The 13803-nt window shown below is 63.1% G+C and carries 14 protein-coding genes; 4 read left to right on the forward strand and 10 right to left on the reverse strand.

Features of this window, described 5'->3' with window-relative positions:
* Positions 1-60 precede the first annotated feature (60 nt).
* Positions 61-651: an HdeD family acid-resistance protein gene (locus ACSAGD_RS06120; RefSeq protein WP_437584831.1), complete on the forward strand. Its 591-nt coding sequence runs from the start codon at positions 61-63 to the stop codon at positions 649-651.
* A 59-nt stretch (positions 652-710) separates the two neighbouring features.
* Here ACSAGD_RS06120 and ACSAGD_RS06125 read toward each other — a convergent pair whose 3' ends face one another.
* Complete coding sequence (locus tag ACSAGD_RS06125; RefSeq protein ID WP_437584832.1) at positions 711-1478, reverse strand: SDR family oxidoreductase; 768 nt, start codon at positions 1476-1478, stop codon at positions 711-713.
* Between the two features lie 171 nt (positions 1479-1649).
* On the opposite strand from ACSAGD_RS06125, the gene ACSAGD_RS06130 reads away from it, so the two are divergent.
* Together ACSAGD_RS06130 and ACSAGD_RS06135 are read left to right on the forward strand one after the other, a co-directional pair.
* Positions 1650-2423 (forward strand): glycerophosphodiester phosphodiesterase family protein, encoded by a 774-nt coding sequence (locus ACSAGD_RS06130; protein WP_437584833.1) that lies wholly within the window; start codon positions 1650-1652, stop codon positions 2421-2423.
* An 83-nt stretch (positions 2424-2506) separates the two neighbouring features.
* Positions 2507-2869, forward strand: a complete 363-nt coding sequence (locus ACSAGD_RS06135; RefSeq protein WP_437584834.1) for an RNA polymerase-binding protein RbpA — start codon at positions 2507-2509, stop codon at positions 2867-2869.
* A gap of 1 nt (position 2870) precedes the next feature.
* Here the strand turns inward: ACSAGD_RS06135 and lnt are convergent, their stop codons facing one another.
* From lnt to ACSAGD_RS06180, 9 genes are all read right to left on the reverse strand, one after another.
* Positions 2871-4418 (reverse strand): apolipoprotein N-acyltransferase, encoded by a 1548-nt coding sequence (lnt, locus tag ACSAGD_RS06140; protein ID WP_437584835.1) that lies wholly within the window; start codon positions 4416-4418, stop codon positions 2871-2873.
* A gap of 31 nt (positions 4419-4449) precedes the next feature.
* Positions 4450-6846 (reverse strand): DEAD/DEAH box helicase, encoded by a 2397-nt coding sequence (locus ACSAGD_RS06145; protein ID WP_437584836.1) that lies wholly within the window; start codon positions 6844-6846, stop codon positions 4450-4452.
* Positions 6843-7589 carry a twin-arginine translocase subunit TatC gene (gene tatC, locus ACSAGD_RS06150; protein WP_437585124.1) on the reverse strand — a complete coding sequence of 249 codons (747 nt, stop codon included), beginning with the start codon at positions 7587-7589 and terminating at the stop codon, positions 6843-6845. The genes ACSAGD_RS06145 and tatC overlap by 4 nt, the downstream gene beginning before the upstream one ends.
* A 68-nt stretch (positions 7590-7657) precedes the next feature.
* A complete protein-coding gene (tatA, locus tag ACSAGD_RS06155; protein ID WP_437584837.1) occupies positions 7658-7915 on the reverse strand; it encodes a twin-arginine translocase TatA/TatE family subunit in 258 nt (85 codons plus the stop codon).
* A 41-nt stretch (positions 7916-7956) separates the two neighbouring features.
* On the reverse strand, positions 7957-8946 hold the full coding sequence (locus tag ACSAGD_RS06160; RefSeq protein ID WP_437584838.1) for a helix-turn-helix transcriptional regulator: 990 nt from the start codon (positions 8944-8946) through the stop codon (positions 7957-7959).
* On the reverse strand, positions 8943-9956 hold the full coding sequence (locus ACSAGD_RS06165; RefSeq protein ID WP_437584839.1) for a helix-turn-helix transcriptional regulator: 1014 nt from the start codon (positions 9954-9956) through the stop codon (positions 8943-8945). The genes ACSAGD_RS06160 and ACSAGD_RS06165 overlap by 4 nt, the downstream gene beginning before the upstream one ends.
* A gap of 48 nt (positions 9957-10004) precedes the next feature.
* On the reverse strand, positions 10005-10895 hold the full coding sequence (locus tag ACSAGD_RS06170) for an FKBP-type peptidyl-prolyl cis-trans isomerase (protein ID WP_437584840.1): 891 nt from the start codon (positions 10893-10895) through the stop codon (positions 10005-10007).
* Between the two features lie 41 nt (positions 10896-10936).
* Entirely contained in the window at positions 10937-11968 is a 1032-nt protein-coding gene (locus ACSAGD_RS06175; RefSeq protein WP_437584841.1) for a tRNA (adenine-N1)-methyltransferase, read from the reverse strand.
* Positions 11965-12645 (reverse strand): HAD family hydrolase, encoded by a 681-nt coding sequence (locus tag ACSAGD_RS06180; protein ID WP_437584842.1) that lies wholly within the window; start codon positions 12643-12645, stop codon positions 11965-11967. The genes ACSAGD_RS06175 and ACSAGD_RS06180 overlap by 4 nt, the downstream gene beginning before the upstream one ends.
* A gap of 86 nt (positions 12646-12731) precedes the next feature.
* Here ACSAGD_RS06180 and ACSAGD_RS06185 point away from each other — a divergent pair, with 86 nt between their 5' ends.
* The gene (locus tag ACSAGD_RS06185; protein WP_437584843.1) at positions 12732-13802 is read left to right on the forward strand and encodes a proteasome assembly chaperone family protein; all 1071 of its coding nucleotides are present in this window, start codon (positions 12732-12734) and stop codon (positions 13800-13802) included.
* Position 13803: the final 1 nt, after the last annotated feature.

Here is a 13803-nt window from a genome sequence, read left to right on the forward strand (position 1 = left end):
GAGAACAATGACGGTCCGGCCCGCGTGCAACGGCGGCGGGCAGATCACGAAGGAGATGCGGTGTCTAAGACGTCAGCGAAGTGGGTCATTGATCATACGATGCTCTCCCCCAAGCAGATCCGAGGGGTTCGGGCAGCGCTCATCGTGGGTGGTCTCGTGGCAGTTCTGCTTGGGATTCTCATCTGGGCGTGGCCAGGTGTGACCCTGCTGCTGGTCAACTGGGCGTTCGGAATCTTCTTCATCGTGAGCGGAATCATCCGCGCGGTTCTCGCTTTCTCCGCCCATTCCACTTCGGCGGGACAGAAAGCGCTCGTTGTCGTGCTCAGCGTGCTTCTGGTGATCGCCGGAATCATCGTCATGATCAACCCCGGTCTTGGAATCAGCGTGCTCGCGACGCTTGTCGGAATCGTGTGGATCTTCGAGGGTGTGGCAGCGCTGACCTCACTGCCCAAGGGCTCGCTGAAATGGCTCGCAATCGTCTACGGCGTCCTGAGCATTGTCGGAGGGGTCTTCGTCGTCATTTCGCCCCTTTTCGCGGCCGGCGTGATGCTGATCTTCGCCGCCGTCATGCTGATTGTGGGCGGCATCTCTCAGACACTTGAGGGGATCGTGTTCGCACGCGGCCGCGACAAGCCCGTGACCGCAGGATAATAGGCAGAGAAACATGACGGGCGGCTCTTCGGCCGCCCGTCATGTGTGTTCGATGGCTGTCAGGACTCTGGAGTGAAGTCCGAAACGTCGCCGACAAGCCGGGTGTTGTCGCCCGGTACCGGCTCGACAGCGGCCGACGCGACCTCTGCGGCGAACTCCGCTACGTTGTAGAGCTTGCCTGCGGCCTTCTTGCGCTCTTCGATAGCGCCCGGGTTCATGCGATTGAGAAGCGTCGCAGTGATCGTGCCCTCGATCATGTCGCCGGAGACGACAACGAAACCGATGCCCGCCTTCTCGAGCTCAGGGATGCGCTCGCGAAGGGCGTCCTCCCCCGCGCGCTTTGACTTTGCGACGGGCTCGTACTCCGGCATCGTGGGCGTCGTTCGAATGAAGTGTGCCTGGTGACTCGTCACGAAGACGACGCGCGAGCCTTCGCCGAGCAGGGGCAGTGCGTCGTTGAGTGCACTCACCTGAGCGTCGCGGTTCAAGACCATGGCATAGTCCTCGGCGACACCCGACTCCATGCCGCCTGACGCGTTGAGCACGAGAATGTCCAGACCGCCGAACTCGCTCTTGATCGTCTCGAACATCGCCACAACGGAGTCCGCGTCTGTCAGATCTGCGCCGACGGTGATCGCGGATCCCCCTGCCTCGATGATGCTGTTCGCAAGCTTGACTGCGCGTGCCTCTTTATTGCGGAAGTTGATGGCGACCCGTGCTCCGGCTTCGGCAAAGTACCGCACCGTATCCGCGCCGACACCGCGGCTGGAGCCGGTGACAAGGACGCGCTTGCCAGTGAGTGAACCAGGCTGGAGGGGGTTGGACACGGGTGGGACTCCTTCACGGTCGGACGCGGCAGCGCCGCACGTACTCCACGAGACTACCAAGCCGCGGCATGAGCGCTGATAGATTCGGATGAGGACGCGCCGATCGGCGCTGCCGAAGAAAGGTCATGCGATGGAGTGGTATCGCGGTCACGATGCAGAGACCGTGGACAGGTGACTGTGGCATCCCGATATCTCGACCCACAGCCCGGCATACGCGTCTTCGCGCACCGCGGTCTGGCCCTCGGCGTGCCTGAGAACACACTGTCTGCCTTCAGCGCTGCGGTGGCAGCCGGAGCCGACTACGTCGAAACCGACGTCCATGTCACTCGGGACGGTGTGCCTGTTCTCCACCATGACGCAGTCATTGTCTCCGAGGAGAGCCGGATCGTCATTGCGGACGAGACCTGGGATGCTCTCAAACAGCATGATCTGGGTGACGGCGAGCATCTCGCGACACTGGATGATGCGCTCACGGCCTTTCCAGATGTTCGCTTCAACATCGATGTGAAGGCAGGTGCAGCCGCGGCACCTGCGGCCGGCGCTATTCTCTCGGCCAACGCAGTCGACCGTGTTCTGGTCACGTCTTTCAATGAGAGTACGAGGCGGGATGCTGTCGAGCTGCTGCCCGGTGTCGCGACGAGCGCCTCGTCGGACCTGATCATCGCCGCACTCCCCTGGCTGTACTTGGGGCACCCGCGACGCGCGGCAGCTGTGTTCTCAGGAATACCCGCCGTGCAGATTCCGGAGCGGAAACGCGGTTTCCGGCTGGTTTCGCCTCGGATGGTCCGTCTCTTCCACGCCGCAGGGGTCGAAGTGCACGTGTGGACTGTCAATGAGCCAGGCGACATGCTTCGCCTTCGCGACTGGGGTGTCGACGGTATCGTCACGGACCGCTGCGATATCGCTCGAGGTGTGCTCGGGCATCGTAAAAATGCATCCGATTGAATAAAGATTTCTCGCCTCCGCTGGAAGCATTTGTCCAGCTTGTTGGTTTATACAAGAGGAAGCGGCGAGAAGGAGACCACACAATGGCAGATCGCAGTTTGCGCGGAATGCGCCTCGGCGCCCAGAGCTTGCAGAGCGAAGAGGGCGTCATTTTTTCCGAACGGGTTCAGCGCACATACCAGTGCACAGAATGCAAGAAGGAGACCACTCTCACGTTCGCTGCGGACGCGGAAGCGCCGGACACGTGGGAATGCAAGGCATGCGGGGCGGAGGCACTGCTCCTTGTCGGCACAGAGACCGTCACCGTGGATCACTCGGACGCGAAGGCTCCGCGATCGCACTGGGACATGCTGCTTGAGCGTCGCACACGCGACGAACTCGAGGTGCTGCTGCAGGAGCGTCTTGACTACCTCCGCGCGCGTCGCGGTGAGCAGAAGAGCGCCTGACCTACGAACGTCTACGTGGCCGCCTGGCACCTGTGCCGGCGGCCACAAGTGTTCCCAGGCCGAACCCGCAGATCAGGAATTCGATCTGTGCACCGAGCAGGATCGCCGGCGTCGTTCCCCGCATGAGCGGCATCGTCTCGAGCAGGTGTCCCGGCTCATATGAGGGGATGCTGGAGATCGTCGCCCCGTCCGGGCCGATCATCTGGCTCTCCCCCACCGTCGATATGTTCACGAGTGCGCGTCCTGATTCGATGGCGCGCATTCGGGCGATCGCGAGCTGCTGCTGGTTCTCGTCGGTCTGACCGAAGTCCGCGTTGTTCGTCTGGGCGATGATGATCTGGGCCCCGCGATCAACCGTGTCACGTACGAGACCGTCATCGACGATGTCGAAGCAGATCGAGATGCCGGCGATAGCGCCGTTGATGTCCATGACGGCATCCCTCGTACCCGGCGTATAGTCGCGCTGGATCAGCCCGATGAGGTCCGGTGCGAACGGCTCCCAGAACTCTCGGTCAGGCACATATTCGCCGAACGGGACCGGGTGCACCTTGTCGTAGTAGTCGAGAACCATGCCGTCGTGGAGAAGCAGCGACGAGTTGAAGTACTCGCCGTCGCGCTTGGTGATGGTTCCCGTGAGAATCGGAACGTTGCCGAGGCTCTTGCTCAGAAGATTCAGCGCCACCGCTGCGTTCGTGTCGCGAGTCGGGTCGAGATCGGTGCCGTTCTCGGGCCAGACCACAAGATCGACGTTCTTTCCGACAAGCTCCTTCGACGCTTCGAGCTGCGAGATCAGAATATCTCCGGGTTCCCGTTCGTCGAAGTAGCCCGCCTTTCCGTTGCCCTGCACAGCGGCGATGGTGAGACCGCCGAACTGCTGGGTCGACCACGTGGGCACGATGAGCACGGAAGCGATGAGACCGACCGGGACAGCGAGCCCCGTCACCGTGAGCGCCTTGGGTGAGAGCAGAACCTGAAGTGTGACCGCCACGATGAGCACAAGCACGAAACTCAGCCCTGATAGCCCGAGCCACGATACGAGGCCGGCGAAGGGGCTTTCCGACTGGCTCAGGGAAAGTCGACCCCAAGCGAAGCCCCCGTACGGCCACACGCTTGCAATCGCCTCACGCAGCGTCCAGAGCGCAGCGACTGTGACCGGGAGAAGAGCGAAGGATGCCGCTGTCGACGTCCATACTCGCGGAATCCATCGATACGCGAGCGTGATGAGCACGCTTCCGGCCGCGAAGAAGAGCGATTCGACGACAGAGAGTGCAAGCCACGGTATCGGACCAAGGTAGAGCGTGGCCCAGAAGATGTGCGTGAGGTAGAACGAGAGCCCGGCGATGAACCCGACGAGAAACGAGGTTCCGATTCTGCGCCCGATGAGGGTGAGCAGCACGATGCCTGCACCCACGAGGGCGAGCGGCCAGACGTTCTTGTCCGGAAAACCGGCGTCTATGACGGGGCCGGATGCTGCTGCGAGGACGAGCGCCGGTACGAGGGAAACGACGGGTCTTCCAGCACGAGACGGGGTCAGTGGGGATCGGGGCACGACGTCCAGCCTATGTCGTCGACTCTGTGAATCAGACGGAGGCGTAGCCCACGATGTCACGCCGGATCGCTTCAATCGCCTTTCTTGCGGTCTCTGCGACACGTGACTCGGCCACTCCGGAGACCTGATCCAGAAGATCGATGATCTGTCTGCACCACCGCACGTAATCACCCGCGGCGAGGTCCGCTTCGACCAGGACGCGATCGAGCTCCTCGCCGCGCGCCCACATGTAGATCGCGGGTGCAAGACCGGTTGACGGAGGCTCCGACTGCGAGAGTCGGTGGCGTTCCTCCGCGTCGTCGAGGACTTCCCAGACGCGCATCGTCTCAGTGAACGCTCGCCTGAACTCGCCTCGAGGCAGGTACTGCTGAGCGTACTCCTGAGTGTCGTTCCGCGGTTCGAATACGAGACAGCTGACGAGTGCGGCGAGCGAGGGGGCGTCGAGGTCACGCCACAGCCCGTGGCGAAGGCACTCGGCGACGAGAAGGTCACGTTCCCCGTAGACGCGAGAGAGCGTCTCCCCTGCCGGGGTCACATGAGGTTCGCCGTCTTCCGAGTACTCGACGTAATCGAGGGATGCGAGGACGTCCGTCACCCGATCGAAGACTGCGGCGACCGCGCTCGTTCGCGAACGAATGCGGCGCTTCAACTGGTCAGTCTCACGTCGGAGTCGCCACCAGCGCTCTGCCCAGCGAGCGTGCTCCTCACGATCCGGGCATTGGTGACAGGGATGCTGCCGAAGGTGGCGCTGCAGCGCCGCGATGCGCGCCTGGCGCTTCTCACGAGCGCCCCGGGGCATCGAATGCGCCTTGCCGCTCTTCCGCTCGAGGTCAGTGAGTTCGCGTCGCAGCTTGGAGTACTCCATGAAGTCTCCGCGATTGCACTCGAGTGCCTCGGCATAGCCCTCGAGAGACTCCTCCTGTTTTCGCACCGTTCGAGCGAGCTCGAGCACCGCACGATCCGCCTGGAACTGCGCAAACGACGATTCGAGGATTTCGCGCGTTCGCTCGCGCCCGAACTGTGCAATGAGGTTGACCGCCATGTTGTACGTCGGTCGGAAGCTGGATGTGAGCGGGTAGCTCCGCTTCGACGCGAGAGAGCCGACCTCCGCGGGTTGCAGCCCTTCATGCCACAGGATGACAGCGTGTCCCTCAACATCGATGCCACGTCGACCCGCACGACCGGTCAGCTGGGTGTACTCCCCCGGTGTGATGCGGACGCGTGATTCACCGTTGAACTTCTCGAGCTTCTCGAGAACCACTGTGCGAGCGGGCATGTTGATGCCGAGCGCGAGCGTCTCCGTGGCGAACACGATCCGCAGCAGGCGCCTGCGGAAGAGCTCCTCGACCACCTCTTTGAAGACAGGAAGCATTCCCGCGTGGTGAGCGGCAACGCCTCTCTGCAAGCCGTCGAGCCACGAGAAATAACCGAGGACCGCGCGGTCCTTGTCCGGAATGCCGCGGCACTTTTCCTCCGCGAACTCCCGAATCTCTCGGCGCTCGGCTTTGTCCGTGAGGCGGAGTCCCGACCTCAGCACCTGTTCGACTGCGGCATCGCAGCCCGCTCGGCTGAAGATGAAGTAGATGGCGGGCAGCAGCTGATGGTCGTCAAGGAGCTTCGCAACCTGGTCGCGACGAGTGCGACGCATGCGAGGGGCTGTGCGTGCGCGGGACGCCCGCTCTCGTTTGCTCAGCGGCGCACGGCCACCGTGCTTGGCGAGACGAATGACTTCGGGATTGACGTCTCGTCTCGGTGCCCCACCCTTGCCGTGTGCGAAGAGCTCGACGAGTGACCCCTGGATGAGAACGTGCTGATCGAGCGGAATGGGGCGGGTCTCGGAGACGATCACCTCGGTGTCACCGCGTACCGACTGCAACCAGTCCCCGAACTCCTCCGCATTGGAGACTGTCGCGCTCAACGCCACCATGCGCACCTGCCGGGGAAGATGGATGATCACCTCTTCCCAGACGGCGCCACGGAAACGATCGGCGAGGTAGTGAACCTCATCCATGATCACGAACGCCAGATTGTGCAGGAGATCTGACTCGGCATACAGCATGTTGCGCAGCACTTCGGTCGTCATGACGACGATGCGTGCTCGCGGGTTGATGTTTGTGTCGCCGGTGAGCAGCCCGACGGCATCCGAGCCATATCGCTCTGTCAGCTCTGTGAACTTCTGATTGCTCAGCGCTTTCATCGGCGCCGTATAGAACACCTTGGCGTTCGCCTCACGCATTGCGGCGAAGATGGCGTACTCTGCCACGATCGTCTTTCCGGCGCCGGTTGGCGCCGCTACCAGAACACTGTGATCGTCGTCGATCGATGCGCAGGCGGCGCGCTGAAAGCTGTCTAGTGCGAAGTCCACGGTGCCCGCGAAATCGGCAAACGCAGCCGAGGTTGGTTCGCGGGGTGCGGAGGCGTCAATCACGAACGGTATTCTTCCTCCAGTTTCGCCGCTCGCTTGGCGCGACGGCGGTCGTTGAAGTAGGCCACAACATACGCGGCGAAGTAGAGGATGATCATCGGTACGGCCAGCAGGAACATCGAGATCACATCAGCAGCCGGTGTGGCGATGGCGCAGAAGAGCATGATCACGAGAAGCGCCACTCGCCAGCCCTTGATGATTGCTTTCGCGGAGAGCACTCCGACGAAGTTCAACAGCACGAGGAAGACCGGCAGCACGAATGCGATTCCCACTGCGAGGACCAGCTTCAGAATGAAGTCGTAGTAGTAGCCGGCTTGGTAGAGGTTGGAGGCATCCTGCGGCGTGAATCTGGCCATGAGCTCGACGATGTGCGGCATGACGATCCAGCCGGCGAAGCACCCCGCGAAGAACAGCGGAATCGCGGTGAGGATGAAGCCGAGGATGTATCTGACTTCGTTGCGCTTGAGTCCTGGGACCAGGAACGCCCAGATCTGATAGAGCCACACCGGTGCAGAGATGACGAAGCCAATCGTCAATGCGACCTTCATATGAAGATCGAAGCCGCTTGTCACAGTGTCGAAGTTCAGGCTCGCGTTCTTCGTCTCCGCGATCTCCTCGATCGGAGCGGACATCAGCTCGATGACGATGTTTGAGAGGAGAAACCCGATGACCATGCCGACAACGATGGCGATGGCCGCGATGAAGAGTCGCTTCCGCAGCTCAAGCAGGTGCTCGCCGAGAGTCATACGACCCTCTGCGTTCTTCGCCTGCTTCTTCTTAGGGAATCTGACTGAGCGTTCGGTCACAGCGGAAGTCAGGATTTGGGCGTCGAGCCGTCTGACGGCTTATCAGGGGTTGTGCTCTCCGACGTGGAGGACGACTCCGTCTTCGTAGCACCGGGCTTATCGGAGCCCTCTTCAGCGTCATCGCCCTCGTTCTTGATCTCGCTCTTGAAGATCTTCATCGACTGGCCGACGCTGCGTGCCAAGCCGGGAAGCTTAGGAGCGCCGAACAGCAGCAGGATGATGAACAGGATGATGACAAGGTGCCATCCGGTCAAGTTACCTAACATCTCACGCCAATCACATTGAGGGTCGGATTATTCTATCGCCTTCAGGCGCGAGGCCTCTGCGAATCGTTCTCGTACCGTGACAGGGCCTCGCCCGCCCACTCCGCAACAGACGCTCGCGCCTCGGGAGGTTCGATCACTCGCGCGTTGCCGGGAAGCCCCGCGATGAGACGTCCGACCCCCGTCAGATGGGCAAGCCGAAGGGTCGCGATCACGCGGGCCGGGTCGGAACCGGCAGCGGTCGACGCCACGTACTCCTCGATCAGCGGGATTGCGTCGGCGGAGATGTCGACGACGACGTGTACGTCAGCGTCGGTCGACTGGAACAGTGAATCGGGCAGCGCGATCTCGCTCGCGTTGTGGGTGATCGGCTGATCAGTCACGGAGATCTCTGACATGCGGTCGAGCCGGAAGGTGCGCACGCCCTGGCGGAGATGGCACCACGCCCGTAGGTACCAGTTCTCGTCCAGGGAGTCGATGCGCAGCGGATCCACGGTTCGCCGCTCGCGGACGTCACGCGAGTTGAAGTAAGTGAACTCGATCTGGTGCCTGTCTGCGACGGCATCCCGAATCGAGGCCAAGGCTGCGTCGGCTTGAGGCTGTTCGATCGCCACTTCGAGCGGACTTCCGGTCGTACCGCGTGTGAGCTTGGCCATGAGCGAGCCGACGACGTCGCGATCGGCGTGCTCGGGAAGCGCGGAGAGGTACTGGAGTCCCGCGATGAGGGCCGCTGCCTCTCGCGAGGAGAATCGCGGCGAATCGTCGATCGCGACTCGGTGCGTGATGACGATCTCGTCGCGTTCGTCGAAGGCATCCCAGTCGATGTCGAAGAGGTCGTTGTGCTGATATTGGCTGCTCTCACCAGGGATGCCGGAGACGGCGATGAGCCGTACGGACTGGCGAACGTGCTCCTCGGGAACGTCGAAGTGCGCTGCCGTCTCGGCGACGGTCGTCTGATGCCGGTCAAGGACATACGGCACGAGTGAGAGAAGGAAAGCGAGTTTGTCGCGGGCTCCCGTCGCACGCCCCGTCATGACTCTCCCTCCGTGTGCGATGAGCGGATGCGGGTGAGCCGCTGGACGACGGCGGCTCGAAGCGTCGGCGGCGCCAGCACCTCTGCCTCGGGGCCGAACGAGGCGATCTCATCAGCGAGGATATTGACGTCTGTGAAATGCAGCCGGAGAAGGTCTTCGTCGATGATCTCAGCATTGTGGAGCCGCACGAGCCGAGACCAGGAGTGCGTATTCGGAGTCACGCGCACGGTGGCGCTGTTTCGCTCCCACAGCCGGTCCAGATTGCTCAACGCGGTATCGGCGAAACTCTCGCCCTCCGGCTGCTCGAAGGGGCGACCGGTCGAACGAGGAGCCTGCAGCATGCGCGACAGCAGGAATGTGCGTCGCTGATCGGTCTCGGTATCGATGCCGTAGAGGTGCCAGCGGCCGCTGTGCTGCACAAGCGCAAGCGGGGCGATGCTGCGCGTTCGTGCCGCGGCATCCCCGGGTTTCATGTACGGGAAAGTGACGATGTGATGCCGCTCGAGCGCCGTGCGAAGTGGCTCGAAGGCGGCCTCTCGTGTGCGCAGCCGCGGGGCCACTCCGATGACAGGGTCGATCTCGTCTACGCCGAGGGAGCGCAGCTTCATCAGCGCACGCTGAGACTCCCCTGAGAGCGTGCCTTCGCGCCAGACTGTCGCAGCGAGGCCGAGGAGTGTGATCTCTTCCGCTGTGAACGTGATGTCCTCGGGCAGGTCGTACTCACCCTTGGAGATGCGGTAGCGCGTGTTCTGGGAGTTTCCTTCCTCGTCAGGCGGCGTCAGGGTCTCCAGAGGGATGCCGAGGTCGCGGATATCGTCCTTGTCGCGTTCGAACTGCCGCTCGAGGCTCGCGTTGTCTCCCCCAGGCATGTAGCGCTGTCGATACCCCTGGACCGTCGAGAGGATCGCATCTTTCGCGAGGCCGGACTCGGTCGCGACGAGGGCGAGCACAAGACTAAAGAGGCGTTCCTCAACGGGTACGCGTGCGGGCTTCGGCGTGGAGTCGGACACGTGTTCATCCTAGTGTCGGCGTGTGCTTACGGCATCCGACACGCGTCGTCAGAGAATCCCGAGGACATCGATGACGTAGATCGTTGCGTCATCGTCGCCGTCTGGCTCGACGACGATCACCTGCGACCCGACAGTTGTGTCCGTGAGCGCCTTCTTCAGGGCTTCAGGTGCGTCACTGATCGTGATGGTCTTCGGTGTCTCATCCGACCAAGTCGACGAGGTCACACTCTGTGTGTCCCACGAGGCCTGGAGAATGTGCGCGACGATCGTGTCGTCCGTGGAGACGGTCGGGCCCTTTCCGAGCTTGAGCTGCGCCGCCTTCTCAGACGTCGGCGCAGGAGAGTTTGGGATGGTCAGGCCGGGTGTGCCGTCGGGTGCGCGCACGACAGAGGGAAGCCCCTGCTCGACGACGGGGAGGTTCGTGCCGTCCGCCTTGGCGCGGAAAGAATCAGCGATGTCGATCACAGCGATCAGAGTGTCTTTCGGCTCGACATCGAGCATCGCGTTGCCCTGCTCTCCGAACGCGTCTTCGGGGGCGATGGCCGCGACCACTCGTGAGCCGACGGTCTGGCACTCCAGCGCCTCGGCGATGCCCGGGATCAGACCGCTCTGAACCGCCGGCTTCGGATTCTCGTAGTCCGTCGAGAACAGCTTCTCCCCCGTTCGGCCGTTGAGGAGCGTCCACGAGATCGATACGACCTCATCACCGGTCAGCTCGGCACCGTCACCAGCGATGACTGTCTCCGCCTGCGTGTACTGGGCATAGAGGGGCGTGGGAATCGAGACCTTCGGTGCGCTGTCGAGCTTGCCGCTCACGCTCACCTGATCGGTCGCCTTCCCCGGCTGCAGGCAGTCCTGAGACGCGGGGGCGCTGCTGCACCCGGTGAGTGTTGCGGCCACAACTGCGGCGGACAGGATCACAGCGGGTGCGTAGCGCACGGTACCTCGTTTCAACATCGTGGACCTCGGGCTCATCAAGTTTAGTGCTCGGAATCAGTCGCGTCGTGCGCAGGGTCTGGGAGATCGCGCGCCTTCGACGTCTCAGCGCCCGATTCAGCGGCACGAGCGCGCTTGCGCAGGATCTTGTCGCTGACAGCTCGTTCGCCGAGCGCGCCAGGGGTCCACGCTTCGACGTCTTCCGCGGTGTAGTCGCTCTTCGACGCGCGGCGCTTGAGCTCGGGAAGCACCGTGCCGGGCGCCAGACGGCGCGCAGAGATGAGGAAGCCGGTGTGCCCGATCATCCGGTGGTCCGGGCGAACCGCCAGCCCCTCGACGTGCCAGCCGCGAACCATCGTCTCATTCGACTCCGGGTTCGTGTAGCAACCGCTGTCGCGGATCGCCTCAGCGACGCGAGACAGCTGCGTCACGGTGGCTACGTAGCAGAGCAGCACTCCCCCTGGCGTGAGAGCTGCCGAGACGGCATCCAGGCATTCCCACGGTGCAAGCATGTCGAGAACGACTCGGTCGACGCTCCCATCCGGCATCGACGTCGGCAGCTCGTCGGACAGATCCCCGACCTGGACGGTCCAGTTCTCCGGGTCGCGTCCGAGGAAGGTCGCGACGTTGCCCCGAGCGATGTCAGCGAACTCGTCGCGTCGTTCGAACGATGCGAGCCTGCCAGCCGGACCGATGGCGCGAAGCAGCCAGAGTGACAGTGCTCCGGAACCCACACCGGCCTCGACGACGGTCGCTCCGGGGAAGATGTCTGCCTGCGCCAGAATCTGCGCGGCATCCTTCGGGTACACGATCGCGGCGCCTCGCGGCATGGACATTGCAAAGTCCACGAGGAGAGGACGCAGCGTCAGATACTCGATGCCCGCGCTGTTCTGCACGACCGAGCCGTCCGGCTTGCCGATGATGTCGTCATGGCTGATGGCGCCCTTATGAGTGTGGAACTGCTTGCCCGGCTCCAGGGTGATTGTGTTGCGACGCCCTTTCGGGCCGGTCAGCTGCACGCGGTCGCCCACACGGAAGGGGCCGGTGTTCTGCGCGCGCTCGGACGGAAAGGTCATTCAGGTGAATCCGTTTCAGATCGGAAAGGAAGAGAGAAGAGGTCGTCTGCCGTGCGCCCTTCGAGCGTCGACCAGATGGTGAAGTCAGGCCCGGGCGGAATGGAGACGGCGTGCGGGATGGCGAGCGACCGAGCGCCGGACGCGACCGCGGATGCGAGACCGTTTCTGGAGTCCTCGATTGCGATGCAGTCCTCGATGGGGACGCCGAGACGGCGGGCGGCCTCGAGATAGGGCTCCGGGTGCGGTTTCGGCTGCGACACCTCATCGCCGGTGACGAGCAGCTCGAACGCGGGGAACGGCAGATGGCTCACCACGTGCTCGGCCATGCTGCGCACGGACATCGTCACGAGTGCTGCTCGCATTCCGCGGCTGTGAAGCTCTCGCAGCATCCGCTCTGCCCCAGGTCGGAATGGCACTCCGTCTCGCGAGAGGCGCTCGACGACCTTCCCCGTCAAGTGCGAGACGATGGCGTCAGACTCCATCTCGACGCCGTGTGCTCGGAGGATGCCCGCGGACTCCCAGAGCCCGGCACCCACGAGTGTCATGGAGTCTTCGTACGTCCAGGTCTGTCCGAACGACTCGACGAGGTCGGTCTCGGCCTGAATCCAGTAGGGTTCGGTATCGACGACGGTGCCGTCCATGTCCCATAGGACGGCCGCCGGGGCTATCGCAGTCACGGGTCACCATGCTACCGGCTTCGGGTTCCGCCTATTCTGGGATGAGCCTCCGGAGTCGCGGAGGCGGATCAAAGGACAGGATGCGAGTGACAGACGGACAGGATCTACTGAGCGGACGGCTTCTCGTCGTCGCGTTCGAAGGCTGGAACGACGCGGGTGACGCCGCGACGGGTGCGGTGCGTATGCTGAAGGACCAGCTTGAGCTGACCCAGCTGTTCGAGGTGGATCCGGAACTCTATTTCGACTTCCAGTTCAACCGACCGGTCATCTCGACCGACGCCGAAGGCAAGCGCCGTCTGACCTGGCCGAGCGCCAAGCTTTACGGACCCGCGCACCCGGGCGAGCCGGTCGGGCAGCTCGCCGATGATGCCGAGATGAGAATCAGCGCGGCCAACAACGACAACGTCTACCTGCTCGTCGGGACGGAACCGTCGAGAAGCTGGAAGGCATTTTGCGCTGAGCTTCTGGATGCTGCGCTCACGCACGACGTCTCCGCGATTATCTTCCTCGGCGCGATGCTCGCCGACGTTCCGCACACTCGACCGATCAGTGTCTTCACCAGTAGTGAGAACCCTGAGGTGCGTCAGTCGCTTGACATCGAACGCAGCACCTACGAAGGACCGGTCGGAGTGCTGAGCGCGCTCGCTGACGCCGCTGACCTTCTCGACATTCCGACACTGTCGATCTGGGCGTCAGTCCCCCACTACGTGCAGCACTCTCCGTCTCCAAAGGCGATGCTCGCACTCATCGATAAGCTCGAAGAGCTGATCGACGTTGTCATCCCGCGAGGCGAGCTCATGGAGCAGGCAGCCGAGTGGGAGCAGACGATCGACTCGCTCGCCGCTGAGGACGAGGAGATGGCGATGTACATCCGCCAACTTGAGGCCGCGCGCGACACAGTCGAGGCTCCCGAGGCCAGCGGAGAGGCGATCGCTCGTGAATTCGAGCGATACCTGCGCACCTCCGACGTGAAGAAAGGGCCGGGGGTCGCGAGCGAGGATCCCAAGCGCACCGCCGGAACTGACCAGCCGCGACGCGCGGCGGGTGAGGAGCGCGCTGACGACTCGTCGAAGGCCACGCGCGACGAGAAGCCGGGAGAGCACACGGGCGGAGACGACGAAGGCCGAGACGCCGAGGACGACTCAGAGAAGGACTGAT

The organism is Paramicrobacterium salitolerans, assembly GCF_051513965.1.
Lineage (GTDB): Bacteria > Actinomycetota > Actinomycetes > Actinomycetales > Microbacteriaceae > Paramicrobacterium.